Source organism: Rhizobium sp. P2_G9 (assembly GCF_056403475.1).
On sequence record NZ_JBFUFK010000013.1, the window covers coordinates 33,401 to 58,516 of the forward strand.

21 protein-coding genes, 1 other RNA gene and 1 pseudogene are annotated in these 25,116 nt (G+C 60.8%); 10 read left to right on the forward strand and 13 right to left on the reverse strand.

The features are described 5' to 3' along the window. Nucleotides 1-85: 85 nt before the first annotated feature. A complete protein-coding gene (locus AC1DYF_RS12645; RefSeq protein WP_477877088.1) occupies nucleotides 86-538 on the reverse strand; it encodes a phasin in 453 nt (150 codons plus the stop codon). Between the two features lie 296 nt (nucleotides 539-834). On the opposite strand from AC1DYF_RS12645, the gene AC1DYF_RS12650 reads away from it, so the two are divergent. After that, nucleotides 835-5,721, forward strand: coding sequence for a PAS domain S-box protein (locus tag AC1DYF_RS12650; RefSeq protein WP_477877089.1), 4,887 nt, complete (start codon nucleotides 835-837; stop codon nucleotides 5,719-5,721). A gap of 3 nt (nucleotides 5,722-5,724) precedes the next feature. Here the strand turns inward: AC1DYF_RS12650 and AC1DYF_RS12655 are convergent, their stop codons facing one another. The 4 genes from AC1DYF_RS12655 to AC1DYF_RS12670 form a co-directional block, all read right to left on the reverse strand. Continuing rightward, entirely contained in the window at nucleotides 5,725-6,447 is a 723-nt protein-coding gene (locus AC1DYF_RS12655) for an SDR family oxidoreductase (RefSeq protein ID WP_477877090.1), read from the reverse strand. A gap of 29 nt (nucleotides 6,448-6,476) precedes the next feature. Next, the gene (locus tag AC1DYF_RS12660; RefSeq protein ID WP_477877091.1) at nucleotides 6,477-6,920 is read right to left on the reverse strand and encodes a hypothetical protein; all 444 of its coding nucleotides are present in this window, start codon (nucleotides 6,918-6,920) and stop codon (nucleotides 6,477-6,479) included. 52 nt (nucleotides 6,921-6,972) lie between these two features. After that, entirely contained in the window at nucleotides 6,973-8,175 is a 1,203-nt protein-coding gene (locus tag AC1DYF_RS12665; protein WP_477877092.1) for a phosphoglycerate kinase, read from the reverse strand. Between the two features lie 94 nt (nucleotides 8,176-8,269). Next, nucleotides 8,270-10,063, reverse strand: a complete 1,794-nt coding sequence (locus tag AC1DYF_RS12670) for a potassium/proton antiporter (RefSeq protein ID WP_477877093.1) — start codon at nucleotides 10,061-10,063, stop codon at nucleotides 8,270-8,272. Between the two features lie 547 nt (nucleotides 10,064-10,610). Between AC1DYF_RS12670 and AC1DYF_RS12675 the strand changes: the two genes are divergently transcribed. Next, nucleotides 10,611-11,732 carry a sterol desaturase family protein gene (locus tag AC1DYF_RS12675; RefSeq protein WP_477877094.1) on the forward strand — a complete coding sequence of 374 codons (1,122 nt, stop codon included), beginning with the start codon at nucleotides 10,611-10,613 and terminating at the stop codon, nucleotides 11,730-11,732. 264 nt (nucleotides 11,733-11,996) lie between these two features. Here the strand turns inward: AC1DYF_RS12675 and gap are convergent, their stop codons facing one another. Then, nucleotides 11,997-12,998, reverse strand: a complete 1,002-nt coding sequence (gene gap / locus AC1DYF_RS12680; protein WP_477877095.1) for a type I glyceraldehyde-3-phosphate dehydrogenase — start codon at nucleotides 12,996-12,998, stop codon at nucleotides 11,997-11,999. A 65-nt stretch (nucleotides 12,999-13,063) separates the two neighbouring features. Continuing rightward, a complete protein-coding gene (gene tkt, locus AC1DYF_RS12685) occupies nucleotides 13,064-15,040 on the reverse strand; it encodes a transketolase (RefSeq protein ID WP_477877096.1) in 1,977 nt (658 codons plus the stop codon). Between the two features lie 326 nt (nucleotides 15,041-15,366). Between tkt and AC1DYF_RS12690 the strand changes: the two genes are divergently transcribed. From AC1DYF_RS12690 to ssrS, 3 genes are all read left to right on the forward strand, one after another. Beyond that, entirely contained in the window at nucleotides 15,367-15,639 is a 273-nt protein-coding gene (locus tag AC1DYF_RS12690) for a DUF4164 domain-containing protein (protein ID WP_477877097.1), read from the forward strand. Between the two features lie 22 nt (nucleotides 15,640-15,661). After that, a complete protein-coding gene (locus AC1DYF_RS12695) occupies nucleotides 15,662-16,033 on the forward strand; it encodes a cell division protein ZapA (protein WP_477877098.1) in 372 nt (123 codons plus the stop codon). A 97-nt stretch (nucleotides 16,034-16,130) separates the two neighbouring features. Beyond that, a non-coding RNA gene (ssrS, locus tag AC1DYF_RS12700) (6S RNA) lies at nucleotides 16,131-16,290 on the forward strand. A gap of 298 nt (nucleotides 16,291-16,588) precedes the next feature. Here ssrS and AC1DYF_RS12705 read toward each other — a convergent pair. From AC1DYF_RS12705 to AC1DYF_RS12725, 5 genes are all read right to left on the reverse strand, one after another. Beyond that, complete coding sequence (locus tag AC1DYF_RS12705) at nucleotides 16,589-17,677, reverse strand: porin (RefSeq protein ID WP_477877099.1); 1,089 nt, start codon at nucleotides 17,675-17,677, stop codon at nucleotides 16,589-16,591. Nucleotides 17,678-18,324: 647 nt separating this feature from the next. Then, on the reverse strand, nucleotides 18,325-18,531 hold the full coding sequence (locus AC1DYF_RS12710; protein ID WP_477877100.1) for a hypothetical protein: 207 nt from the start codon (nucleotides 18,529-18,531) through the stop codon (nucleotides 18,325-18,327). Between the two features lie 208 nt (nucleotides 18,532-18,739). Beyond that, nucleotides 18,740-19,489, reverse strand: a complete 750-nt coding sequence (locus AC1DYF_RS12715) for a hypothetical protein (RefSeq protein ID WP_477877101.1) — start codon at nucleotides 19,487-19,489, stop codon at nucleotides 18,740-18,742. A gap of 25 nt (nucleotides 19,490-19,514) precedes the next feature. Next, on the reverse strand, nucleotides 19,515-19,904 hold the full coding sequence (locus AC1DYF_RS12720; protein WP_477877102.1) for a hypothetical protein: 390 nt from the start codon (nucleotides 19,902-19,904) through the stop codon (nucleotides 19,515-19,517). Between the two features lie 130 nt (nucleotides 19,905-20,034). Further along, nucleotides 20,035-20,265: a hypothetical protein gene (locus AC1DYF_RS12725; protein WP_477877103.1), complete on the reverse strand. Its 231-nt coding sequence runs from the start codon at nucleotides 20,263-20,265 to the stop codon at nucleotides 20,035-20,037. A 274-nt stretch (nucleotides 20,266-20,539) separates the two neighbouring features. Between AC1DYF_RS12725 and AC1DYF_RS12730 the strand changes: the two are divergent. The 5 genes and pseudogenes from AC1DYF_RS12730 to AC1DYF_RS12750 all read left to right on the forward strand — a co-directional run. Continuing rightward, nucleotides 20,540-20,766, forward strand: a pseudogene (locus AC1DYF_RS12730) (GNAT family N-acetyltransferase); the annotation flags it as partial. Nucleotides 20,767-20,916: 150 nt separating this feature from the next. Further along, entirely contained in the window at nucleotides 20,917-21,468 is a 552-nt protein-coding gene (locus tag AC1DYF_RS12735; RefSeq protein ID WP_477877104.1) for a TetR/AcrR family transcriptional regulator, read from the forward strand. Between the two features lie 41 nt (nucleotides 21,469-21,509). Then, nucleotides 21,510-22,613 carry a mandelate racemase/muconate lactonizing enzyme family protein gene (locus tag AC1DYF_RS12740; protein WP_477877105.1) on the forward strand — a complete coding sequence of 368 codons (1,104 nt, stop codon included), beginning with the start codon at nucleotides 21,510-21,512 and terminating at the stop codon, nucleotides 22,611-22,613. A gap of 20 nt (nucleotides 22,614-22,633) precedes the next feature. Then, on the forward strand, nucleotides 22,634-23,365 hold the full coding sequence (locus tag AC1DYF_RS12745; protein WP_477877106.1) for an SDR family NAD(P)-dependent oxidoreductase: 732 nt from the start codon (nucleotides 22,634-22,636) through the stop codon (nucleotides 23,363-23,365). Further along, entirely contained in the window at nucleotides 23,365-24,096 is a 732-nt protein-coding gene (locus AC1DYF_RS12750) for an SDR family NAD(P)-dependent oxidoreductase (RefSeq protein WP_477877107.1), read from the forward strand. Before AC1DYF_RS12745 ends, AC1DYF_RS12750 begins: the two co-directional genes overlap by 1 nt. Nucleotides 24,097-24,301: 205 nt before the next feature. On the opposite strand, the gene AC1DYF_RS12755 is transcribed toward AC1DYF_RS12750, so the two are convergent. Further along, nucleotides 24,302-24,991, reverse strand: a complete 690-nt coding sequence (locus tag AC1DYF_RS12755) for a Crp/Fnr family transcriptional regulator (protein WP_477877108.1) — start codon at nucleotides 24,989-24,991, stop codon at nucleotides 24,302-24,304. Nucleotides 24,992-25,116 lie beyond the last annotated feature (125 nt).

The following is a 25,116-nucleotide window of genomic DNA, read 5'->3' on the forward strand; positions in this document are numbered from 1 at the left end:
TACTGTCCTGTGGTGCACTCCACAAGACGCAAAAAGAGCCGGCGTTTCCACCGACCCTTTTTCACGCACACTCAGATGACGAAGCTTACGCGCTGAGCTTGAAAGAGGACATGGCCTTCTCGGCGGCGTCCTTGCCCGGCTTGGTGACCTGCTCGACAATCTTTTTGGAGGTCTCGGAGAGGACCTTGGCCTGCTCGACGGCGAGCTCGGCCTGCTTGCGGATGAAGCCGGTCTGCAGTTCGAACAGTTCGGAAACCGACTTGGCGMCGAGGAGCTGCTCGAGATGGCTGAAGGAGTTCTCGGTGTTGGTGCGCAGCAGTTCGATCGCCTTCTTGCCGAGCTCGACAGTGCCGGCATGGGCGCTGGTGAACGTCGCTTCGACGGTCTTGCCGGCTTCTTCGGTGGCTTCCTTCACCTTGGCAAGCGCTTCCTTGGTCTTGACCGAGTTCTTCTCGGCGAAATCGCGGAAATTCTCGTTGAACTTGGACGGATCGAAAGCGGAAATGGAGAATGCGTCTTCGGACTTCTTGACAACCATGATAGTGCTCCTTGAGGTGTGCGCCGCGTGTTTGGCGGTCTGTTCATTCAATAGTGGTTATATAACATCGGTTTTTGTGCATTGCAACATCAATTTTGCAGTGCGGTACAATTAACCCTGAAATCGTAATTCCTGAGATGCCGGTGGACCCGCGACGCCCGGTTCTGTATTAATAATTTGTTAATATTAGGGATCGCTGCCACCGGAGCGATATAGACGATCCGCTGCCGCTGATCGTAGGTGTGCATCCCCGATATTAGGATTGCCGTTGGTGTTTCGCGTTGGTCAGGTCCCATATGCCGCAGGTGCAGTATCCCTTCATCGATATCGCCGTTCACCCGGCCATTCGCGGCAAGTTCGCGGCGGGCGACGCGATTGCGCTGTTTTCGCGCGACATGGCGCAGGTGCTGTGGGCGAATGGCGAAGGCGCGAAACTGTTCGGCTATGCCAATATCTATGACCTTATCGACAATGGCCCCGATCAGACTGGCGTGGCCTTCCGCCAGCTGGCGGCAACGGCACGGCAGCTGGAGACGGTGGGCGACCGGCGCGGTCTGATGATGCGCGTCAGTGCCGGCTTTTCGAGCCGGACGATCGCGGCCGCGGTCAGCCTGGTCGAAATCCGCCGCGACGAGACCGTGGTGATTTTCTCGGCGCCGGTGGCCGCCAATGCCAATCCCGCGGCCTGCATCGCCGCGATGCTCAAGGGTTTTGACGATCCCGACACGCATATGGCCGTTGTCGACGACCACGGCATGGTGCTCGACGCTTCCCGGGGCTATGCCGCCCTCGGCATCCTGCCGGAGACTGTGCGCACGCTGGTCACCGCTGTGGCACGCAGCAACGAGGGCCTGATCAAGCGCCCGATCGCCTCGGCTGCCGGCTATCTACCCGCCGCCATCGGCAAGCTTTCCATCGACCCGCCCCTCAATCTGGTCTTCTGCGTCGAGACCGTGCTCGGCCGCATGGATGCGCCGCAGGAGACGCATGCGCCGGAAGTCAATGTTCCGGCGGAGGTCATAAGCCATTCCGTCGCGGAGGCTCCGGTCGGAACCGACACGGTGGAAGACAAGCCCTCGCTGCTGGGCGTCGAGGAAACCGAGGCCCTGCCTGTCGAGGGCCTTCAGGAGACCGTCTTCGAGGAGGATGCGGAGACGAAAGCCGCAGACGCCGACGAGGATGAAGCGATCGAAGCCGCACGCGCCGGACAATATGCCGAAACCTCGGCCAGCGACGGCGCACCTTTCGTACAATCGGTGGAATCTACCCTGGAGCTCTTTACGGATCGTGTGGAGCAGACGGCTGAAGACTTGATCCCGGCAGCCGAACATGACGCCGGATGGACGACGGAGCCGCCGCCGGCGACGGAGCTTATGGCAGACCATGCGGAGACATCCGCCGCGATTGATGCACCCGTGTCGACCACCGAGACCGACATGGACACCCACAAGGCCAACCCGGAGCTCAGCGACGACGAAGCGGAGGCGCAGTCGTTTGCAGCACTCGCACCGACCGCGGAGCCCGAGGACCATGCCGAAGCAGACATGGCGGAAGCGGCGACGAACGAGGCCGACACCGCCGGGCACGTCTCCGGCCTCGCGCTGATCGACGGCGCATCGGCCGAAGATGTTGAAGCCCATCCAGTGCTCGACAATGCCGACCTGCATGCCGAGCCTCTCATCGCCGACGCCATGCCGGACGTCAATGCCGATCGAGAGCCGCAAGACCGCGCTGAAGCGGATATGGCGGAAGCCGCGCTGAACGAGGCCGACACCGTCGAGGATGTCTCCGACCTCGCACTGATCGATGGCGTGTCGGCTGACGAGATCGAAGCCCGCTCCGCGCCCGACAATGCCGATCAGCATGCCGTGCCTCTCTTCGCTGACGCCGTGTCAGGCGCCGAGGCCGATCAAGAGCCCGAAGACCACGCTGAAGCTGATATGGCCGAGGCGGCGATGAATGATGGCGAAACCGCCGAGGACGTAGCAGACCTGGGGCTTCTCGATGGGGCATCCGCCGAGGACGTCGAAGCACATTCCACACCGGAAGGTGTCGACGAGCGGTTCGTGCATCCCATCCCTGAACCCGTGATGGAAAACCAGGCGGTTCAGGAGCCCGAAGATCATGTTGAAGCCGCGGCCGCAGAGGATGCATCCCACTCGGCCGGTTTCGTCGACAGCACGGTCACGCAAGCCGACACAACCGATCGAGATGAGCAGGGTGAGACACCGCTTGCGGAAGACATGCCGTCATCGGACGATCATGCCATCGCGCCGCAAGATTTCGTCGAGCCGGCCGATGCGGAGCAGGTGACGGACATTGCCGCCGGCGGAATTCCGACGCTTGAGGAGAAGGCGGCGTTTGCCGGTCTTTCCGAAACAGTGTCGATTATCGAGAGCACGCCGGCTCAGGTGACGGAACCCGCTGAACAGACCGTCGAGGCCATAGCTGACGATCATCATGAAGATCATGTGGCGGAGGCAAATATCGAGCATGATGCCCAGCCATCCGAGCTGGAGCACGAGCTGGCCGAGCCGCAACAGACCGCGGCCGATGACACGCATGCTACCGCCGAAACATCGTCCGCCCACGAACCGGGCTTCGCCTTCAAACGCGATGGCCGTCCGGTGCGCTTCGTCTGGAAGCTCGACGCCGAGGGCCGTTTCTCGGAAGTCTCCGACGAGTTCTCCCGCACCGTCGGGCCGCATGCCGGCAGCATCAACGGCATGGCCTATCGCGACCTCGATAGCCTGTTCCACCTCGACCCCAGCCGGGAGATCGCCACATTGCTCGAGCGGCGCGACACCTGGTCGGGCCGCACCATACGCTGGCCGGTCGAGGGCACCGATCTCGTGGTTCCCGTCGACCTCGCAGCGCTGCCGACCTATTCCCGCAACCGCGAATTCGACGGTTTTCGCGGCTTCGGCATCATCCGCGTCGCCGATGCCGAGAAGGATCCGCATGCCGTCGGTCTGATGCTCAGCGAGGCCGGGCTGCAGGATGTAAGGACAGGTGCGGAGGCTCGGGAAGAGACGGGCAGCGCCACGCCTGAGTCCGGCGAAATCGCGCCTGCGGAAGCCGCATCGGACAAGTCCGCCGAGCCGGATAATGATAATGCGTCTTCGCTGCTGGCTGCGGTACCGCAGAGCGCCGACGACGCCCGCAGCGAAAAGCCGGAGGAGCAGATTCCGGCAGTGTCCTTCTCCGAACCGGAGACGATCACCGTCGATGATCCGGGCAAAGAGACCGAGGATGCGTTCCGCGGCGAAGTGCCGGCCCTGCGGATGGAATCGCCAAGCCTGTCTCAGGTCTCCGAAAAGATCATCCAGCTTGAAGAGCGCCGCGCCCGCGGCCGGGACGGGCTGACGCAAACCGAACAGAACGCCTTCCGCGAAATCGCCCGCCAGCTCGAGCCGTTCGGCAAGCGGCCGAACGAGACTTTGTTCGAGCAGCAGGATGCTGCCACCGAGCAGACGCCACAGGACGCCCAGGCCGACGAAACGCCCGCCGAAGCGCCAGTGGAGGCGGAGGCGACTGGCGATGGCCAAGAGATCGAGGCGCAAGCCGAGGCTTTCGCGAGCGCCCCCGACGAGGAAGCGTCGGCATCCAGTGAGACGGAAGCAAAGAGTGACGACGAGGCAGGCGCGGAAACGGCCGACCAGCCGTCCACGAATGACATCATCGCCGCCCCCCGGCAGTCGGACGCCGATATCGGCTTGACTGCTTCGGCCGCCGACCAGATTCCGCTCGCGATCCTCATCCATGCCGGTGATCGGTTGATCCACGCCAACACGGAATTCCGCCGCTTCTCCGGCTATGAGAGCCTGGAGGCGCTCGATGCCGCCGGCGGGCTCGATGCGCTGATCTCGCGCCGCGAAGGCCCGGATGCCGGCGTCTATGCGACCCGCGCCGACGGCTCGCAAATCCCCGTCTCGGCCCGGCTGCAATCGGTGCGCTACGAAGGCGCCAAGCTCCTGATGCTGACGCTGACGCCGGCGGAACCCGCCAGGCCGGTGCAGGATACGCTCGCCGAGGATCATGAGGCGGCCCGCAAGCTCGCCTCGCTGAAGGTCGAGGCTGAGGAACTTCGCTCGATCTTGGAAACCGCGACCGATGGCGTCGTCGTGCTCGATACGGACGGCCGCATCCGCTCGATGAACCGTTCGGCCAGCGCGTTGTTCAATTTCGAGAATAGTGAGATCCAGGGCAAGCCCTTCGCCATGCTCTTCGCCCATGAGAGCCAGAAGGCAGTGCAGGATTACCTAAACGGCCTGTCTGGTCACGGCGTCGCCAGCGTCCTCAATGACGGCCGCGAGGTGATCGGCCGGGAAGCATCCGGTGGCTTCCTCCCCCTGTTCATGACCATGGGCCGCATGCCAGGCTCGAACAGCTATTGCGCCGTCATGCGCGACATCACCCAGTGGAAGCGCTCGGAAGAGGAGCTCAAGACAGCAAAACGCTCCGCCGAGACCGCCAACCAGCACAAGAGCGATTTCCTCGCCCGCGTCAGCCATGAAATCCGCACGCCGCTCAACGCCATTATCGGCTTTGCCGATATGATCGCCAGCGAGCATTTCGGTCCGGCCGGCCATCCGCGCTATGCCGAATATGCCAATGATATCGGCCGTTCGGGCCGGCACGTACTCGACATCGTCAACGACCTGCTCGACATTTCCAAGATCGAGGCAGGCGAGATGGACCTGGAATTCTCTGCGGTCGGCATCAATGAATGCGTCTCGGAGGCGGTGTCGCTGGTGCAACCGCAGGCCAATAGCCAGCGGGTGATCATTCGCACCTCGCTGTCGCAGTCGGTGCCGGATGTCGTGGCCGACCTGCGCTCGATCAAGCAGATCGCCATCAATATCCTCGCCAATGCCATCCGCTTCACGCCCTCGGGCGGCCAGATCGTCGTCTCTACCGCCTATGAGCCGAACGGCTCGGTGACGCTTCGTATCCGCGACACGGGTGTCGGCATGTCGGCAGCCGARCTGGAACAGGCGATGAAGCCTTTCGGCCAGGTGCAACCGGGCGCGCGCAAGCGCGGCGACGGCACCGGCCTCGGCCTGCCGCTGACCAGGGCGATGACCGAGGCCAACCGGGCGATCTTCTCGATCCAGTCGGCGCCCAACGATGGCACGCTGGTGGAGATCACCTTCCCGCCGCAGCGCGTGCTGGCGGATTGAGGTTCAGGACATCAGCAGTCCGCCGTTGACGGAAATCACCTCGCCGGTGATGTAGTCAGCCGCGCTCGACGCCAGGAAGGCGACGGTTCCGGCGATGTCGTCCGGCGTGCCGACGCGACCCGCGGGGATTTTCGCGATCTCGGCCTCACGCAATTGCGTTGGGATCGCCTGCGTCATCTCCGTCTCGATGAAGCCGGGTGCGATGCAATTGGCGGTGATGCCCCTGCCGGCATTTTCGAGCGCGATCGATTTGGTCATGCCGATCAGCCCGGCTTTGGCGGCGGTATAATTCGCCTGGCCGGCAGCGCCCTTGAGCGCATTCATCGACGACATGTTGATGATCTTGCCGGCATTGCGCGCCCGCATGAAAGGCAGGGCGGCACGGCAGAAATGAAACGGCCCGACCAGGTTGACGTCGAGCACCAGTTTGAAATCCGACGGGTCCATTTTGTGGGCGATGCCGTCGCGCGTAATGCCGGCATTGTTGACCAGCACGGCAACACCGCCCTCTGTCTCCATCCGCTCGACAAAGGTGCTGACGGCGGCATAGTCGGTCACGTCAAGCGTCTCGCGGAGCGCGCAGGCGCCATCCCCGTCCGGCCATGCCCGATCGACGCCCGCGACCCGCCATCCGTCTGCTGCGAGCCGCCTGGCGATCGCAGCCCCGATACCGCGTGCAGCACCGGTCACGATCGCAATTCCGGCCTTCTTCACTTCACCATTCATCGTGCTTCTTGCTTCCGCGAAATCTCAAACTACGCCGCCCGCTCGAAGGGCGAGCCCTTGAACAGCGACGCCGGCAGCCTGAGCTTGGCGATTTCCGGCCTGCCGACGCTGATGGAGATATAGTCCTTGTAGCGCAGCAGCGTTGTCTTTTCCGGATCGTGCATGGCGCTGAACGGGATGAACAGAGGCGTGTGGCCGATGAACATCAAGGGGCTCACCTCTATTCCCAAGCCGGAACCGGTCGTGGTGATCTTCAGGCCTTGCTTATAGGTCGAGCTGCCGACCTTGCCGGTCACCCGGTAGGTGGTGTTGCCGATCACGCCGCGCGGCGAGGCAAATTGCTTCGACAGCCTGCGCCAGCCGCCGGCGGCAATGATGGAGAATATGAAGGTGAGCAGGGCCATGGTGAAGCAGGGCACCAGCACGAAGATCAGCAGAATGATGTAGACCACCGGAAAATCGTCGTGATGCATGTGCCCTCCGCCCCCAAAAGAAAATGGCGGGCCAGGCCCGCCATTCGGTCACTTATTTCTTGGCCTTCAAAACATCGACGCCCGGCAATGGCTTGCCTTCCATCCATTCGAGGAAGGCGCCGCCTGCCGTCGACACATAGGAGAGATCGTCGGCGACGCCGGCATGGTTGAGAGCCGACACCGTATCGCCGCCGCCCGCCACGGAGACGAGCTTGCCGGCCTTGGTCTCGTCGGCCGCGAATTTCGCCACGGCAACCGTTGCCGCATCGAAGGGGGCGATTTCGAAGGCGCCGAGCGGGCCGTTCCAGACCAGCGTCTCGGCTTTGCCGATCCATTGCTTGACCGCCTCGACCGATTTCGGGCCGACATCGAGCATCATGGCGTCGGAGGGGATCTTGTCGATCGCCACCGTTTCGTTGGCGGCACCGGCCTTGAACTCGCGGGCGACGACGCCGTCGACCGGCAGCACGATGGCGCAACCGGCTTTCTCAGCTTCTTGCATGATCTTGCGGGCGGTGTCGGCAAGGTCATGTTCGCAAAGCGACTTGCCGACATTCACGCCTTGCGCAGCGACAAAGGTGTTGGCCATGCCGCCGCCGATCACCAGCGCGTCGACCTTCTTCACCAGGTTCTGCAGCAGGTCGATCTTGGTCGACACCTTGGCGCCGCCGACAATGGCGACGACGGGCCGCTTCGGATTGCCGAGGCCCTGTTCCAGTGCTTCCAACTCGGCCTGCATGGTGCGGCCGGCATAAGCCGGCATCTTGTGTCCAAGCCCCTCGGTCGAAGCATGGGCGCGATGCGCGGCCGAGAAGGCGTCGTTGACATAGATATCGCCATTGGCGGCCAGTGCCTTGACGAAATCCGGATCGTTCTTCTCCTCGCCATTGTGGAAGCGGGTGTTTTCGAGCATCAGAATGCCGCCATTCGGCAGATCGTCGACCGCGACTTCGGCCACGTCGCCGATGCAGTCATCGGCAAAACGGACGTCACGGTCGAGCACCGCTTCGACGTCCGAACGGATGGTGGAGAGCGAGAATTCCGCCTCCGGTCCGCCCTTCGGTCGGCCGAAATGGGCAAGCAGGATGACCTTGGCGCCCTTGTCGGCCAATTCCCGGATAGTCGGGGCGACGCGCTCGATGCGGGTGGAATCCGTCACCTTGCCGTCCTTGACGGGCACGTTGAGGTCGACGCGCACCAGCACGCGCTTGCCTTTGATATCGCCGAGATCGTCGAGGGTCTTGAAGTGGGCCATGGCGGAAATCCATTGAGAGGGGACGAATAATTCGGCGCGACCATACACCGCCCTTTTACGGATTCAAGCTTTCTTTCCGCGTCGGATGGAGGGCTCAGGCGCGGCGAAAACGCTCGCGGATACGGTCCGAAATTTCATGCAGGTTTAAGAAGATCGGCAGCGTCTTCGGCGGCGCCACGGCCTCCATCGACATGCCGACGGCGGCGATATGATTGTTCTCGTCGATATCGCGGACGATCAGGATGATCGAGCCGAAGCGGATGCGGTCGGCATAATCGACCCGGCCGCCGAGCCGGCTGATGATCAGCTCGCCGATGGTCATCGCCTTTTCGTTTTCCATGAGCAGGCCGGGGCCGTAAGCCGCGTCGAGCTCGGTGGCGGGCCGGTTCGGCGAGATGGCAAACGTGCCGAAGAAATCCTCGTCGTCGGCGCTGAGTTCCGCACGGCTGGCAAACAGCCGGTCGAGGAGATGGATCAGGGTCGGAACGGTGAAGATATAGACGAGGTCGTGTTCCCTGAGCCGCCCGGCATATTGGTAGCGCAGCGAATGGCCGTCGCGGATCACCAGCGACGGCGTTGCCCAGCGGGGAATGCGCGTCCCCCTCACCACCGGGCTGTCATGGATGACACGATAGGAGACGAGCTCGTGATTGGCGGCGCGGGGAAGATCGACCTCGAGACGGTCGACCTCGCCCGTCTGCTTCGGGATCAACAGACCGAGCCGCCGCGCCACCGGCTTGATCGTCCAGCCCTGGACCACCAGTGAGACCAGTACGACGATGAAGGTGACGTTGAAAATTTCCTGGCCCATTTTGAGCTTGCTCAGGATCGGCAGGATCGACAAGAGGATCGAGACCGCGCCGCGCAGGCCTACCCAGGCAACGAAGGTGATCTCCTTCTGGGCGAAGTCGAACGGCAGCAGGCAGAGCCAGACCGCCAGCGGCCGGGCGACGAAGACCAGGAACAGGCCGAGGACGACGGCCGGCAGCGCGATGACATCGAACTGCGACGGCGTGGCGAGCAGGCCGAGCGAGACGAACATGACGATCTGCGCCAGCCATGTCATGCCCTCCTGGAAACGCTTGATGGCGATCTTCGACTGGATCTGGCGATTGCCGGCCACCAGGCCCGCGACATAGACGGCGAGGAAGCCGCTGCCATGCACGGCGCCGGTGATTGAAAAGACCAGCAGCGCCAGCGCCAGCACCAGGATCGGCGCAAGGCCGCGGTCCTGGTCGAAGCGATTGGCCGCCGTGACGATCAGCCAGCCGCCGGCAATGCCGGTCACCAGGCCGATACCCATTTCTTCGAAGAAGGACAAGAGCACGCCGAAATCGAGGCCGGACAGCCCCTTGCCGGCCGCCACCAGTTCGACCAGCGTGACGGTGAGGAAGATCGCCATCGGGTCGTTGGTGCCCGACTCCACTTCCAGCGTCGAGGTGATCTGGTCGCGGATATTGATGCCGCCGACCCGGAGCAGGAAGAATACCGCAGCCGCATCGGTGGAGGCGACGATTGCACCGATAAGCAGGCTTTCGATCAGGCTGAACTTCAGGAGCATCATGGCCGCAAGGCCGAACAGGCCCGAGGTGATCACCACGCCCACTGAGGCYAGCGCCATGGCCGGCGCCGCTGCATGCCGGAACGCCTTGAACGGCGTGCCGAAGCCGGAATCGAACAGGATGACGGCAAGCGCTATCGAGCCCAGCATATAGGCAGCATTGTTGTCGCTGAAATCCACGCCGAGACCATCGACGCCGGCGATCAAACCGACGGCCAGGAAAAGAAGAAGCAGCGGCGCTCCAAAGCGAAAGGCAAGCAGGGAGGATATGGCGGCGAGCAACACCAGCGCGGTGCCGACCAGGACGACCAGATAAAATGAATCCAAACCCTGCCCCTTCCATATAGTTTCAGCGCGGCGGACCGATAAACTGCCCGTCCTTAAAAAATATACTGATCATTAATTCCGTGACGCGGACAATATTCAGTCCGCAACGGCTTTTGACGTCACGGTTCGCAAACCGGCATCCAAATCAATAGGATCATATTGGACGAGAATAAGGCCTTTGTCACATGGAAATGACAAGGACGGACGTTTGGGCGCCGATTGGAAGAAAGGTCTGGCTGCTGCTCGGGGGGATTTGGCAATGACGGCAAACGACCGGGACGTCTAACTGGCCGCTGTGATCCAACCATGCCTTGGCAGAAATCAACAGGTGGTTGCCAAGCCCGATGAGAAAGCCAGATCCCGACCAGTGTCATCAAGAGGCCGCAGAATACGCGTGGATGTAGAAATTTATGTATTGCACGCCAACGTGAGTTGATTTTATAGCGATGATATATACAATTAATTAACCATAGAATGGCGGGACACAGAAAAAACGACCGCGTGAAATTCCGAGAGAAGTAGTAGCGTTGAAGAGGGAGTAGAAGTAATGGAAGACTTATACAAGTATTTCATGAATTGTTCTCAACTTCTAATTACTGGAATTTTTTTCTTCGGCGCCGGAAGCATAAGTTTCCTGGTTCAGCTGATAAGAAATCGCAAAAACTTTTCTCTTAAGGCTTTGCTAAAGCATTGCGTACCCTTCGACGTCTTGCATTCAAAGAGCTTTCGCATGGATGTAATGATGAATATTATACACGCGGCGACGGATTCTGTTTTCTATTTCCCCGGATTGATCGTCATGGCCCTCGTGTCAAATGCCGTCGCCACATGGGTGTCCGGCTTTGCTCCGCATTACACGGCGGGCCAATTCAGCTATATCGCCGCTTTCATCTGCTTCGTTGCAATATTACTGGCAGTCGAACTGTCTGATTACATCGTTCACTATGCCGAGCACAAAATACCTGTTCTGTGGGAACTGCACAAAGTTCACCACTCCGCGGATTTCATCAACCCATTGACATCAAGGCGCAACCATTCGATCTCGCTGGTCTATTCTGGAATTGTTTCGGGTCTCATCGTCGGCCCGACCGCCGGCATTTTGATGTTCCTGTTCAAGATCAGCTTTATCGAAGCAATTGCCCTGCAGGCGTTCACAAACAAGATAACCAATTTCTGGACGCTCAGCCCCCTGAAACATTCCCACATTCCGCTTGGCTTCGGCTGGCTCGACACGATCCTTATCAGCCCTCACATGCACCAGGTGCATCACAGCAAGCTGGAGCAGCATTGGGACAAGAATTTCGGCAACAACCTGTCGATCTTCGACTGGATGTTCAACACGGGTTACAAGCCGGCAAGAGGCGAGGAAATAATTTACGGGATATCGGGGTATAGCGACGCCGACTTGCAGCAATTCAACACACTCTTCGGTGCGTTCATCTCTCCGCTGTTGAGAATAAAAGATCGGATATGGCAGCGGGCCGGCACTGGAGAGAGCGCGGCGCCGGTCATATCATCTCGAGGTGACGATGGAGAGGTCATTTCGACCGCCGACACGGAGGCGAAGCGGAGACCGAGCACGCCGATGCAGGTCGGCCGCGCCATTGTCTTCAATTACTATCACCGCAAGGCCAAAAACCAGGAAAGTCGTGCGCAGAACGTCGCATAGTGATCGACGCGGCTATGGCTGCRCACAAGTTGCCGGCGCCTCAGCTTGGGGCTCAGCGACCCAATAGAGCGCGTCGCGTATTGCCGGATTCAGGAGACGCGCTTTATCTCTTTGTTTTCACATGTCGTTGTACCCAAACCGGTGACCGCTTTCGGGCGACATGCTCTCAATCGAACGCGGTCAGATCAAACCCATATCATGAAGAAGGGGCGGGTTTTCACCCGCCCCTCTGCATCCAGCGATCGCTGAATATCGACTGCGTGTTCAGATGAGCTTGCTCATCGCCACCGCGGTGTCGCCCATGCGGTTGGAGAAGCCCCATTCGTTGTCGTACCAGGTCAGGATGCGCACGAGATTGCCGCCCATGACCTTGGTCTGGGCCGAGGCGAAGCTCGACGAATGGCTGTCATGGTTGAAGTCGCTCGAAACCAGCGGCTCGTCGGTATAGGCGAGAATGCCCTTGAGTTCGCCTTCGGCAGCGGCCTTCATCGCGGCGTTGACTTCTTCGGCAGTGGCGGCCTTGTTGGTGATCACCTTGAGGTCGACGACCGAGACATTCGGCACCGGCACGCGGATCGACGAGCCGTCGAGCTTGCCCGCCAGTTCCGGCAGAACCAGGCCGATGGCCTTGGCAGCGCCGGTGGAGGTCGGGATCATCGACAAGGCTGCAGCGCGGGCACGATAAAGGTCCTTGTGCATCGTATCCAGCGTCGGCTGGTCGCCGGTATAGGCATGGATCGTGGTCATGTAACCCTTCTCGATGCCGAAGGTCTTGCTGAGCACGGCGGCAACCGGAGCCAGGCAGTTGGTGGTGCACGAAGCGTTGGAGACGACGACGTCGTCCTTGGTCAGCGCACTGTGGTTGACGCCATAAACGATCGTCTTGTCGGCGCCGTCGCAGGGAGCGGACACCAGCACGCGCTTGGAGCCGTTGGCGAGATGCGCCGCGGCCTTGTCCTTGCTGGTGAAGATGCCGGTGCATTCGAGCGCGATATCGACATCCGACCACGGCAGTTCCTTGGGATCGCGGACCGCGGTGACGCGGATCGGGCCGCGGCCGACATCGATCGTGTCGCCCGAAACGGTGACAGTGCCCGGGAATTTGCCATGCACCGAGTCATAGCGCATCAGATGAGCATTGGTCTCGACCGGACCGAGATCGTTGAGTGCGACGACCTCGATGTCGGTGCGGCCCGACTCGATGATAGCGCGCAGCACGTTACGGCCAATGCGGCCAAACCCATTGATACCAACCTTGACGACCATGTTTCTCTCCAGCTCTTTCCGTCAGCTCCGTCGTTACAGAGCTGTATCAAACGTATTTAATCGATTTATGCAAGCTTTGCCGCAGCTGCATCCGCGACATGTTCCGCCGTGATGCCGAAATGTTCGTAGAGCGCCTTATACGGTGCCGAGGCGCCGAAGCCATGCATGCCGATGAACACGCCGTCGCGGCCGATCAGGTGATCCCAGCCCTGGCGGACAGCCGCTTCGACGCCGACATTGACCTTGGCATTGCCGAGGACGGCGGCCTGGTATTCGGCCGGCTGCCTGTCGAACAGGGCCACGCCCGGCACCGAGATGACGCGGGCGGCAATGCCCTTGCCGGCGAGCAGATCCTTGGCCTTCAGCGCGATCTCGACTTCCGAACCGGAAGCGAAGATCGATACCTGGGCATTGGCGTCTTCATGCAGCACATAGGCGCCCTTGGCCGACAGGTTTTCGTCCGAATAGCTGGTGCGGGCGGCCGACAGATTCTGGCGGGTCAGCGCCAGGCCGGTCGGATGGTCCTTGGCGGCAAGCGCGATTTCCCAGCACTCCATGGTTTCCATGGCATCGGCCGGACGCAGCATCACCATGTTCGGAATGGCGCGCAGAGCGGCGAGCTGTTCCACCGGCTGGTGGGTCGGGCCGTCTTCGCCAAGGCCGATCGAGTCATGCGTCAGCACGTGGATGACGCGGATGCCCATCAGCGAGGCCAGCCGGATCGGCGGGCGGCAGTAGTCGGAGAAGATCAGGAAGCCGCCGCCATAGGGGATCAGGCCGCCATGCAGCGCGATGCCGTTCATCGCAGAGGCCATTTCATGCTCACGGATGCCGTAATGCATGTACCGGCCGGAGAAATCGGTCGGTGTGATTTCCTTCATCTGGCTGGTCTTGGTGTTGTTCGACGGCGTCAGGTCGGCGGAGCCGCCGATCGTCTCGATGACGATGCCGTTGATCACTTCCAGCGCATCTTCCGACGCCTTGCGGGTGGCGACCGTCGGCTTGGTCTCGGCGAGCTTCTGCTTGAATGCCTTGACGGCGGGGCCGAGCGCTTCCGGCAGATCGCCGGCGAAGCGGCGCGAGAACTCAGCCCTGTTGGCAGAGCCGTTCAGACGGTTTTCCCATTCCTTGTGGACGGAAGCGCCACGGGCACCGGCCTGGCGCCACGTGTCGAGAATGTCCTGCGGGATTTCGAAGGCCGGATAGGGCCAGTTGAGCGCCACACGGGTGGCGGCGATCTCGTCGGCGCCAAGCGGCGAGCCATGCACCTTATGGGTGCCCTGCTTGTTGGGGGCGCCGAAGCCGATGGTCGTCTTGCAGGCGATCAGCGTCGGCTTGTCCGACTTGTGCGCGGCTTCGATGGCCGCGGCGATCGCTTCCGGATCATGGCCGTCGACGGCGATCGTGTTCCAATGCACCGCCTGGAAACGGGCGATCTGGTCGGTCGAGTCCGACAGCGACACGGCGCCGTCGATGGTGATCGAATTGTTGTCCCAGAAGACGATCAGCTTGTTGAGCTTGAGGTGACCGGCCAGCGCGATCGCCTCCTGGCTGATGCCTTCCATCAGGCAGCCGTCGCCGGACAGCACATAGGTATAATGGCTCTGCAGGTCCTCGCCGAATTCCTCGCGCAGCTTGCGCTCGGCAAGGGCGAAGCCGACCGAATTGCCGAGGCCCTGGCCGAGCGGACCGGTGGTCGTCTCGATGCCGGTGGCGTGACCATATTCCGGATGGCCGGCAGTCTTGGAATGCAACTGGCGGAACTGTTTCAAGTCCTCGATGCCCATATCCTCGTAACCGGTGAGATAAAGCAGCGAATAGAGCAGCATCGAGCCATGGCCGGCCGAGAGGATGAAGCGGTCGCGGTCGGGCCAGTGCGGCGCCTTCGGATCGAATTTCAGGTAGCGGGTGAACAGCACGGTCGCCACGTCGGCGGCGCCCATCGGCAGGCCGGGATGGCCCGAATTTGCCTTCTCAACGGCATCCATGGCAAGGAAACGGATCGCATTTGCCATCCGGTCATGTGTTTCGCGTGAGATCATGTCTTTCGCCGGCTCCGGAGTTTTTTCAGGCGGCAGTCAGCGGGAGACTGCCGGTAAAGCAGGCGAGACATAGCAGTTGGACGGGCTCTGTCAACAAATACGCACAGGCTTTGTGCGTGCACTGCGGAAAATTTGTGCCGCCCTGCCGAAGCCGGTGCAGCGAAGAGTTTTGGGGAAGGCAATGCAGAACTGCAACTCTTCCACAGAATTGCCTGATTTTTCTCCACTTCTTTTGATTGACGGGAGCTCTGGGCTTCCCATAGAATTGATATTGGCGGAATGCGGCGGAGCAGTGACGATTCGCCCACTCATGGACGACGAGGACAATGCCGGCAGGGGCAGCAGTCAAAGCGGCGATCGAAGACCTTCGCAGGGCGCTCGGTGAACTCGACCGGGCGGTCGACCTGCGCTTCGAGCGCGAGCACGATTCAGCCGAGCTCGAAGGCGAGGTTCGGCGTACGCATGCCGACCGTTCCCGTCTTGCCCAGGAGCTCGACCAGGCGGAATTCCGCGCCAACCGCCTCGAGGAAGTCAATCGCGAAGTGTCGCGACGTCTGGTGACCGCCATGGAAACCATTCGCGCCGTCCTCGACCGCTGAAGCAACTGAAAGCGCAGGTCCCATGGCCCAGGTAACAGTGACGATCGATGGCAAGGCCTATCGCATGGCATGCGAGGAAGGCCAGGAAGAGCACCTGATGGGGCTTGCCCAGAATTTCGACCAATATGTCGGCCATCTCAAGCGTCAGTTCGGCGAGATCGGCGACCTCCGGGTGACGGTCATGGCCTCGATCATGATCATGGACGAATTGCACGAGGCCAACCGCCAACGGACGGCGCTGGAAGCAGAGCTCGCGAGCCTGCGCAAGAATCAGGATGGCGCCGCCGTCGCGGCCGAACGCAACGACGAGGCGGTGGCAAGCATGCTGACCGAGCTCACCACCCAGGTGAAGGCGATTTCCGCCAAGCTCAACGGCACGCCGGACGAGACTTGAGGTTTCCTGGCTACAGCGAACTGCCCGGTTCTCACGACACCGGTGAATTGTCGATGTTCGCCCTTTTGTTTTAGCCGGATTCGAACTATATAACGAAGGCGGTCTGCGCGCCCCGACAGGATTTCAAATATACCCAGGGGCCATACTCGATCTTATGGGAGCTGTCCCTATTCCGGCTCGTGGGCTGGAACACATGGCGCCCACCTACTTTGTAGGCACCCGGGATCGAATCATCCATCGGCTGTCGTGGATCGCACCATTTCTCTTATGCGCCGCGTTCACGTGGGCACTTTTTCCATGAATGTTTGCGTCTTATGGGCCGAGCGCTACGCCTCGGGTGCGCGATCGCCTGCATAAAAGACAATCTCTTCAGAACGCCCAGAAGCCCGGTTCGGCAGGGAGGGCGAACCGGGCTCTGGCGCGACGACTGGAGGTCAGTGCGTTCGCATCCAAGGCTAACGCATGTCTCCCGACAGTGGGAACTGGTTTCGGGATAAAGACATGCGCAATGGAAGAAGGCGGCAGCCTGTCGGGCTGCCGCTTATTGTCATACGATCAGAACGACCGCTGGAAGCGGAGGAGGCCGGTTTTGGTCTTCGGGCCGTCATGGGGATCGCCATAGATGCCTTCGACCAGGACGGAGAAGCCGGAAGCCACCTGCCAGCTCACGTCACCAACCAGGCGCCACGAGCCGTCATCCCAGAACTGGAGGTCGTTCGACAGCGTGATCGTGTCGGTGACCTTGGCCTGCAGGCCGAGGATGGCGCTGAAGCCGTCATAGTTGAAGAAGATGTTCTGGTTGCTGTAGGAATACATCGGCATGAAACGGACGCCGAACATGCCGAACTGACCGGCAATCAGGCCCTTGAAGGCGACGGTCTTGTCGGACTCGTCATAGCCCACGCCGCCGGCAACCTGCCAGTCGCCGAACGTGTCCAATACGCCGGCTTCGACGTCGGGCATGTATTTATGGCCCTTCCGCGGAGCGTTGGTGTCCTTGGTCACATCCCAGAAGTCGCTTGTATTGTGCTCTTCAGGCGAATTGTATTCATCGGCGTCGTTATCGAGCGAGACATAAGCCTTCAGCGAACCGAATTCCGCGGTGTAGCTGATATACTGGCGTGAATCCGGGAAATTGTCGTTCGAATAGTAAAAACCGCCATCGTCGGTGAAGCCGCCATAGCCGAAGAACTTCTGCCATTGGCTGTCGAAATTGCCGAATTCCAGGCCGCCGATGCCGAAGATGTAGTACCACTTCAGCGCGTCGGTGCCGTTGTCGCCAGGTGTACCGGCAGCATCCTGGCCATTGTTGATTTCATCGCCCTGGATGCGAACCCAGCTGTAGACCGTGCCCCATTCAGAATCATTCTTGGCTTCGACGTCCAACTTGACGCGGCCGTGGTTGTCGTAAGTGGCCGACTCACCGCCTACCTTGGAAAAGCGCTTCTCGTAGCGCAGTTCACCACCGATCCTGAGGCAGGTCTCGGTGCCCGGAATGTAGAAAAAGCCGGTGCCATAGGCATCGCAGACTTTAACATATTCCATCGGTTCCGGTTGCGCGGCAACGACGGCGTCGGCGGCCTGAGCGCCGGACACGACTGCCAATGCGGCTGCCGAGCCGAGCAAAAGGCTCTTGATTGTCATGGGATGATCTCCAGTAATAATTCGATCAGGGTCCGGGCCTTGCCGCCAGGCGGCTACCCCTGTCCGGATCCTTGTGCGTGCGAGACAGTAACAACTGATCTCGACCCACGCCTAACATTTCGAGAAATCGCGAACAATCAGGAGGCCATATTAATTGGCCGCAGGAAACCGCTAAACGCCTTTGGCGTTGCGCGAATAACACACTCTATAGAGATGGTCTAAAATGACATATTTCCCCAACATCCAAGTCGTAATTTCAACCTGATTTTCAAGACCCCCGAGCATTTTTTTGCGGCGTCGCCAGCGCTGTCGCCGGGGGGAGGAGCGGGAGAAAGTGAAACGGGATCGGAATACCGATCTCGACGACAGCAAGGACGCGGCGGCTGCACCATACGGTGCCCCTTGCTGCCCCTCCCGAAAGCGTCGCTGGTTCAGCAACCAGGCGCATCCGCTGCGGCGGATATCGTCGATACTTTCGGGAGCAGGCCTATTTCCTCGATCCGCTTCCCATCAATCCTTGTGCAAGCGGATGCCGATCAAAGCGGACTTTCGTCGGCAAGCCGGCGATTCATCCGCTGAGAGTCCTTTGTCTTGTCGCAGGTTCTGTCGGAAAACCGTGGGACACTTTTCCCGAACCTGCTTCGTGATCAGTTCGAGCAGTTGGTGCCGGGAGGCGGATCTTCGCCGGCGTTGCAACCATTATAGTGAGCGTTCCACAGTGGCGCTTTCTCGCTTTTCACGGCATGCAGGCGCTGGGTCGTCGTATTGCCGTGATCGATTGCGAGCGACGCGGTGGAAGAAACCACCAGCAGCATGACGGCTGCTGACGAGAATCTGAGTCCGATGTCCTTCATATGAGTTCTCCGGGACGATAGACAGATCGGCGCCATGCCGTTGGGCAAAGCACCGGTCGCTAATGTTACCCTTATCGACCCGGCGTCAAATCAAAAAAGCGATCCGGCGATTTTGTCCCACTCGCCAGAGCACGCCGACGCAAAAGAGCGGAATTCGGGGGCAAGAACCTTGGACGGATCACTGTCGATATCTGATACCTATCGTTCCTCAGGGTTTCAGCGACGGAAAATAATCGACAGCTTTGTCGGTTAGCAGGTTTTTGATATCGGCCAGCGGGACGGAGACGATGGCTCCCATGCAGCCGGTATCCTCGATATCGCCGATGAAGAATACCGCAACATCGTCCTGGGCAAAGCTGACATCGAGACCCTCGGTCATATTGTCGTTGGTTACGCACCCGGCGGTACGATCGGCATCGTAATCGGATGCCTTGCGATAGGCCGCGATGACCCAGTCGATCAATGGCTGAGTCGGAGCGTTGCTGGCGGCGTCCCAGTCCTTGAAAATTTGGCTGGGATCGAGGGCACGACCCGCGCGGACGTCGTAGGTGTAGTAGCTGGTGCCGTCGTCGGGTGCCCCTCCGCCGCAAGAACTGCGGCCGGCCTGGCGGATGGTCATCACCGTGTCGCTGAGATAGTCAATCGAGATGCGGTCTTGATCGATCCCGCCCAGCGAGGCGCCGCCAGTCCCGAACGGGATAGGCATCCAACCACCGCTGCGATAGTCCCTGCCGAGGCACTCAAAGCCGACGAAGTTGGTAGCCCAGCGCCGCTGGTCGAGCATGGCATTGACCGGCGCGATATCGCCGCCGCCCGGGAGCGAGACGACACGGGGGAAGGCGAACTTGGTGCGCGGGTCGATCACCTCGCGATAAGTGGCGCCGCTTATTGGGGTCGGTTCCGGCTCGGGGCGAAATGACACCCGTGCGAGCACGCCGCGCCCGGTGATAGTTCGCACAGCAATCACCTAAGCACATCAAGCCTCAATCATTCGGTCCAATATCGCTCAACAGCCAGTGATCGCCGGTCTTGCTGAAGACATAGTACTCTTCGTCGCATGTGGCGGCGTAGTAGGGTTTGCCATCCGCGTCCTTGTCGGCGACCGGCTTCGCTTTGGCGAGGCACTTGCGGACTTCTGGCGGCAGAAACTCCTTCCAGCGGTCAGCGAAGTTTGCCGCTGTTATGTCGGGTGTGCCAATCGGCTGTGGGAACTTGATCAATTTCGCCGTGGTTTTCACGTCCCCCTTGTCCATGGCGGCAGTGAATTTAGCCCAGAACGCTTTGAACCCGTCATCCGCGCCAAAAACCGGGCCGGCGATCGAAAGCGAAATAAGAATAGCAAATCCAGTCAATATCTTACGCATAAGATGCATTTGAACCTCCAAATTTACATAAGTGGGATAATCATAGGGGCGGTTCCGGCTGAGGGCGAACTGTCATCCGAAGGCTGTTTCTGCTGTCCCAATTGAACAGGTACGGCAATTTGCTCGGTAATTCATTGATTTACAAGGAGCAAATGTTGCCGTCCACTCCACGTCCTGCAACGCCGGTCGAACCCACGGCTCCGTCTACCTGGATAGTGTTGTTCTGGGATGCAGAACTTTCCTTGATGCCCGCGAAACCGTCGTCTTTGGTTTGAAGAATGTATTTTCCATATGCCAGCTGGTAGGTCGTGTCCGAGCCGTTGATATCGTACTGATCGTTCGAAATGCCTATCTGAACTGTATCGGTCATTGTTATGCCTCTGGGTTTGTGTCGGTCTGTTTTGCGTGGTGGTGGGTTTGATGCTTGTTTGTTTCAGTCGGTTGTCCGGGCGCGGTGAAATTCGTTTCAATTGTTTCAAGGCTGTGAAATGGTTGAAGCCTCATCGTGACGAGCCGTAAAATCCACGCGAAAACGCAGGCATCTCAGTTGGTTCCGCCGAGCTTCGTTTGGCAGCGTCACTGGCTGCCGGCGTGCGCAGCCGCGCATGTAGAGGCCGGCAAAGGGAGGGGAGAGGTCTTTGTTTGTGGTGGGCAGGGGGCTCGGCGGACAGCTACTGCTGGCGGCAGCACTCCGATGTATTCGTGCACACAGGACGTCGGCGATGTTCTGATGATCATCGACGCGAAGAACGACCCGGCCGCGAAATGGTATGCCAGCTTTGGCGCCGAACCGCTCGGGGATCGGCCGCGGACGCTGGTCGCGCCTTTGTCAACCTTCGCAGTCGCCTTGAAAGGCAGCGGGCATCTTTGACCCTTGCGCTGGTCACGTCGGCGCCCGAGGGTGCGACGTTCCAAGGGCGATGCACACATTAAGCTGTCTCGCCACCAGCCATGCGTTTTTTCACCAAAGGGGGTCGTTTTGATACCAGCATGGTAGAGCGATCATTCTACCATTGTCGGCATGAACACGACAAAACAGAAAATCGCAGGCGACCTCGACCGGCAGTTTGCCGAACAAGGTTTTGCCGAGCAGGGCGTCGAAGCGTTGCGGGCTGGCGCTGATGTGTCGCTGCGCACGCTCTACAAGTATTTTCCCAGCCGCGAGGCGATGGTGGTGGGGGCGCTGGAATACCGGGACAAGACCTATTTCGATTGGCTTGCCGGCGGGCCGCAGGACGGTGTCGACCACGTTCTTTATCCGATCATCCGCCTTGCCGACTGGCTGCGCGAAGTGGCCAATACAGGTTGCCTGTTTCTCAATGCGCTGGCCGAACATCCTGACAGCGAAGCGATCCGCGCGGTCGTCATCGATCACAAGGCTCGGCTCGCCGACGAGTTTCGCAGACGCCTTCAGACCATTGCGCCCGGTCGGGACACCGAGCAGCTCGCAGAGACGCTCTTCCTGCTTCACGAGGGCATGACGCAGACGGCCCGTCTCAACGGGCGCGACCGGGCCAGTGCCGCGGCGCTTCGGGCGGCGAAAGCAGCGCTCGCAGCCGAGGGCATTGGCTGAACCCCTTCCGCCAACCTTGAAATTCCCGAGAGTCTTGAAACATGAAGATCAAACACGTTCATCTCTATAGCCACGACCTGCCGGTGAAAAACGGTCCCTATACGGTGGCGAATGCCCAGGTCTGGTCGTTGAAGACGACGCTTGTCCGGCTTGTCGGCGAGGACGGAACCGAAGGCTGGGGCGAGACCTGTCCTGTCGGTCCGACCTATGCCGAATCCCATGCCGCCGGTGCCGTCGCGGCACTCACGGAAATGGCGCCGGGGCTCGTCGGCGCCGATATCTGGCCGCTGGCGCTCCAGCGCAAGATGGAGAGCCTGCTGAATGGCCACAACTACGCCAAGGCAGCCATCGATATCGCGGCCCACGACCTGATCGGCAAGAAGCTGGGTTTGAGCGTGGCCCAGTTGCTCGGCGGTGCCGCTACCGACAAGGTTCCATCCTACTACGCGACCGGCGTGGGCACGCCGGATGACATTGCCCGTATCGCCCGCGAGAAGATGGAGGAAGGCTATCCCCGTCTTCAGGTCAAGGTGGGCGGCCGGCCGGTGGAGGTCGATATCGCAGTGGTCCGCAAGGTCTGGGAAGTCATCGGAAAATCCGGCATGCGGCTTGCCGTTGATGCCAATCGCGGCTGGACCACGCGGGATGCGCTGCGCATCAGCCGTGAATGCTCTGACATTCCCTTCATCATGGAGCAGCCGTGCAACACGATCGAAGACCTGCAGAAGATCCGGCCGCAGGTCCAGCACGGCATCTACATGGATGAAAACAGCGTCAATCTCGCAACCGTCATCACGGCTGTCGGCACCGGGCTCGTCGACGGCTTCGGCATGAAGGTGACGCGCATCGGTGGCCTGCACAATTTCGCGACCTTTCGCGACATCTGCGCCGCCCGCAACCTTCCGCATACATGCGATGACGCTTGGGGCGGGGATGTCATCAATGCCGCCTGCACGCAGGCAGGTGCGACGATCAACCCCAAAAACTGCGAAGGGGTGTGGATTGCTTCGCCCTACATAGAAGGCCATTACGACAGAAAGAACGGCGTTCGGATCGAAGGCGGTCATATCGCACTGCCGAAGGGTGCTGGTCTTGGCGTGACGCCCGATGAAGGCATCTTCGGCAACCCGGTCGCCAGCTTCTAAACCGACATTTGGAGCGTAACATGAGATTTTCAGGGAAACTGGCTCTCGTCACCGGCGCTGCCGGCGGTATTGGCGCCGCTATCGTCACACAGCTTCGTGCCGAGGGCGCGCGGGTGGCCGTGGCCGACCGCGACGTGTCGGCAGTCGAGGCCGATGCCCATCTGCCGGGCAACCTTCTGGAGGCATCCTATGCCGATGGCTTGCCCCAGGCGGCCTTCGACGCGCTTGGCGGGCTCGACATCGTCGTCAACAATGCCGGCGTGATCACCCGCGGCAAGGTGACCGAAACAACCGATGCCGACTGGGACCTGTCCGTGGGCGTCAATGTCCAGGCGCCGTTCCGGGTCAGCCGCGCCGCCATTCCGCTGCTTGCCGCACGCGGCGGCGGGGCGATCGTCAACACCGCCTCCTGCTGGGGCCTTCGTCCGGGCCCGAACCATGCGGTCTACTGCATGACCAAGGCGGCAATCGCCTCGCTGACCCAGTGCATGGGCATGGACCACGCGCACCAGAACATTCGCATCAACGCCGTCTGTCCGAATGAGGTCAATACGCCCATGCTGCGCACCGGCTTCATCAAGCGTGGCTTCGATCCGGATACGGCGGTCGCCGAACTTGGCAAGACCGTGCCGATCGGCCGCATCGCCGAGCCGGAAGATATTGCCGACGTCGTGCTCTTCCTCGCCTCCGATGCCGCGCGCTACATGTGCGGCTCGTTGGTCGAGATCAATGGCGGAAAGGCGGTGGGCTGATGCGCTTCGACGGCAAGATTGCACTGGTGACAGGTGGGCGCTCCGGCATCGGCCAGGCGATTGCCCGGCGGCTCGGGGAAGAAGGCGCGCGCGTCTTCACCGCCCAGCGTGGGGAGGACGCTGAGTTCGAGAGTATTCCGACCGATTTCACCGATCCGGCTTCCGCCGGTAAGGCCGTGGACGCAGTGGTGGCTCGGGCCGGGCGGCTCGACGTGCTCGTCAACAATGCGGGCATGATGCAGGAAGCGCTGGTCGAGGATATGTCGCTTGCCGATTGGGAGCGCAATATCGCCGTCAACCTCACCACGCCCTTCATGCTGATCAAGGCGGCGATGCCGCATCTGAGAGCGGCAAAGGGCGCCATCGTCAATATCGGCTCCATCGAGGGGCTGGGTTCGAACCCGAAGCACGCGGCCTATTGCGCCTCGAAATCCGGCCTGCACGGGTTGACCCGCGCCGTCGCCATCGATCACGGGGCCGAGGGCGTGCGTTGCAACGCGGTCGCACCCGGCTGGATCGATACGGATCTCAACATGGACTTCATCGAGAGCATGCCGGACCCGGCCGCGTTCCGCCGCGAGATCGGCCGCATCCATCCGGTCGGCCGCACCGGCAAGCCGGAAGAGGTGGCAGCCCTTGTCGCCTGGCTCGCCTCGCCGGAAGCCGGCTTCGTCACCGGCCAGGTCTGGACCATCGACGGCGGCCGCATGGCAAAGCTCAGCCTGCCGTGAATTCGGCACGATCTCAAGCCGGAGGGGTATAGCGTGAATGTGCGATGCCTGGAAAATGTCGAACTGGACAAGCTTTCAATCGAGCACTGCGACGGGCGCATGCTTACGTTGACAGAAGAGATGAAATTGTCGTGACAGCGTGGCGTGCAAAAAAAGCCCTGCCGGGGTAAAGGGCAGGGCTTGGAGGGAAGAGGGGTAACAAGCGTTATATTTTGCGCAGCGCTTCTGCGTCGCTGATCTGGATGACCCGGCCGCGGATGGTTACGCCCGAGTTCTTGAGGAGCGAGAAGGCGCGCGACAGCGCTTCGGGCGCCAGGCCGAGCTTGCCCGCCAGCAGGCTCTTCTGGAATGGCAGCCGGAAGGAATTGGCGTGTCCGTCGCCCTGGTTATGCGAAAGTTCGAGCAGGTAGCGCGCGACGCGCTGCGGCGCCGTATGCAGCCGGTCATTGGCGACATTCATGCGGGCGTCATTGAGGTGCCGGGCCATGATGTTCATCAGCGACAGCGACAGTTCCGGCTCCTCCGCCATGATGTGGCGGATCTTGGCATAGTCGAAACGAGCCAGTGTCGAGGGTTCGGCAGCCTGGGCGTTGAATGTGTGGCGGTCGCTGAGGAACATGGCGCATTGGCCAAAAACGTCGCCGGGGCCGAACACGCCGGTATCCGCTTCCTTGCCGTCCAGGCCGGTCCGGTAAAGCCTGACATAGCCGGCGATCACGACATAGAAGCAGTCGGCCGCAACGCCTTCGCGGAACAGAAGGTCACGCGCCTCGGCGCTGAAGATCACCACGCCGTCGAGAATCCTTTTGACCAGACTGGGATTGAGCCCAGCCAGCAGCGGTGTCGACTGTAAAATATCCCTGTCGCGGAGATTCATCCTCAATACCTTGTTCATTCGTACCTCCGGGCGCGCCTGAGTTATGGCGTCATAATACCCTGAAGCGTCGGAGAAAAATTTGATGAGGATCAAATTGCTCGGCCTTTTCCGGCAATAAAATGAAAAAACCCGGCATTGTGCCG

Excerpts from the sequence above, each read along its gene's own strand:
- AC1DYF_RS12655 (WP_477877090.1), bottom strand. The coding sequence starts at position 6,447 with ATGAATGGTGAAGTGAAGAAGGCCGGAATTGCGATCGTGACCGGTGCT.
- AC1DYF_RS12660 (WP_477877091.1), bottom strand. The coding sequence starts at position 6,920 with ATGCATCACGACGATTTTCCGGTGGTCTACATCATTCTGCTGATCTTC.
- AC1DYF_RS12665 (WP_477877092.1), bottom strand. The coding sequence starts at position 8,175 with ATGGCCCACTTCAAGACCCTCGACGATCTCGGCGATATCAAAGGCAAG.
- AC1DYF_RS12675 (WP_477877094.1), top strand. The coding sequence starts at position 10,611 with ATGGAAGACTTATACAAGTATTTCATGAATTGTTCTCAACTTCTAATT.
- gap (WP_477877095.1), bottom strand. The coding sequence starts at position 12,998 with ATGGTCGTCAAGGTTGGTATCAATGGGTTTGGCCGCATTGGCCGTAAC.
- tkt (WP_477877096.1), bottom strand. The coding sequence starts at position 15,040 with ATGATCTCACGCGAAACACATGACCGGATGGCAAATGCGATCCGTTTC.
- AC1DYF_RS12690 (WP_477877097.1), top strand. The coding sequence starts at position 15,367 with ATGCCGGCAGGGGCAGCAGTCAAAGCGGCGATCGAAGACCTTCGCAGG.
- AC1DYF_RS12695 (WP_477877098.1), top strand. The coding sequence starts at position 15,662 with ATGGCCCAGGTAACAGTGACGATCGATGGCAAGGCCTATCGCATGGCA.
- AC1DYF_RS12705 (WP_477877099.1), bottom strand. The coding sequence starts at position 17,677 with ATGACAATCAAGAGCCTTTTGCTCGGCTCGGCAGCCGCATTGGCAGTC.
- AC1DYF_RS12710 (WP_477877100.1), bottom strand. The coding sequence starts at position 18,531 with ATGAAGGACATCGGACTCAGATTCTCGTCAGCAGCCGTCATGCTGCTG.
- AC1DYF_RS12720 (WP_477877102.1), bottom strand. The coding sequence starts at position 19,904 with ATGCATCTTATGCGTAAGATATTGACTGGATTTGCTATTCTTATTTCG.
- AC1DYF_RS12725 (WP_477877103.1), bottom strand. The coding sequence starts at position 20,265 with ATGACCGATACAGTTCAGATAGGCATTTCGAACGATCAGTACGATATC.
- AC1DYF_RS12735 (WP_477877104.1), top strand. The coding sequence starts at position 20,917 with ATGAACACGACAAAACAGAAAATCGCAGGCGACCTCGACCGGCAGTTT.
- AC1DYF_RS12740 (WP_477877105.1), top strand. The coding sequence starts at position 21,510 with ATGAAGATCAAACACGTTCATCTCTATAGCCACGACCTGCCGGTGAAA.
- AC1DYF_RS12745 (WP_477877106.1), top strand. The coding sequence starts at position 22,634 with ATGAGATTTTCAGGGAAACTGGCTCTCGTCACCGGCGCTGCCGGCGGT.
- AC1DYF_RS12750 (WP_477877107.1), top strand. The coding sequence starts at position 23,365 with ATGCGCTTCGACGGCAAGATTGCACTGGTGACAGGTGGGCGCTCCGGC.
- AC1DYF_RS12755 (WP_477877108.1), bottom strand. The coding sequence starts at position 24,991 with ATGAACAAGGTATTGAGGATGAATCTCCGCGACAGGGATATTTTACAG.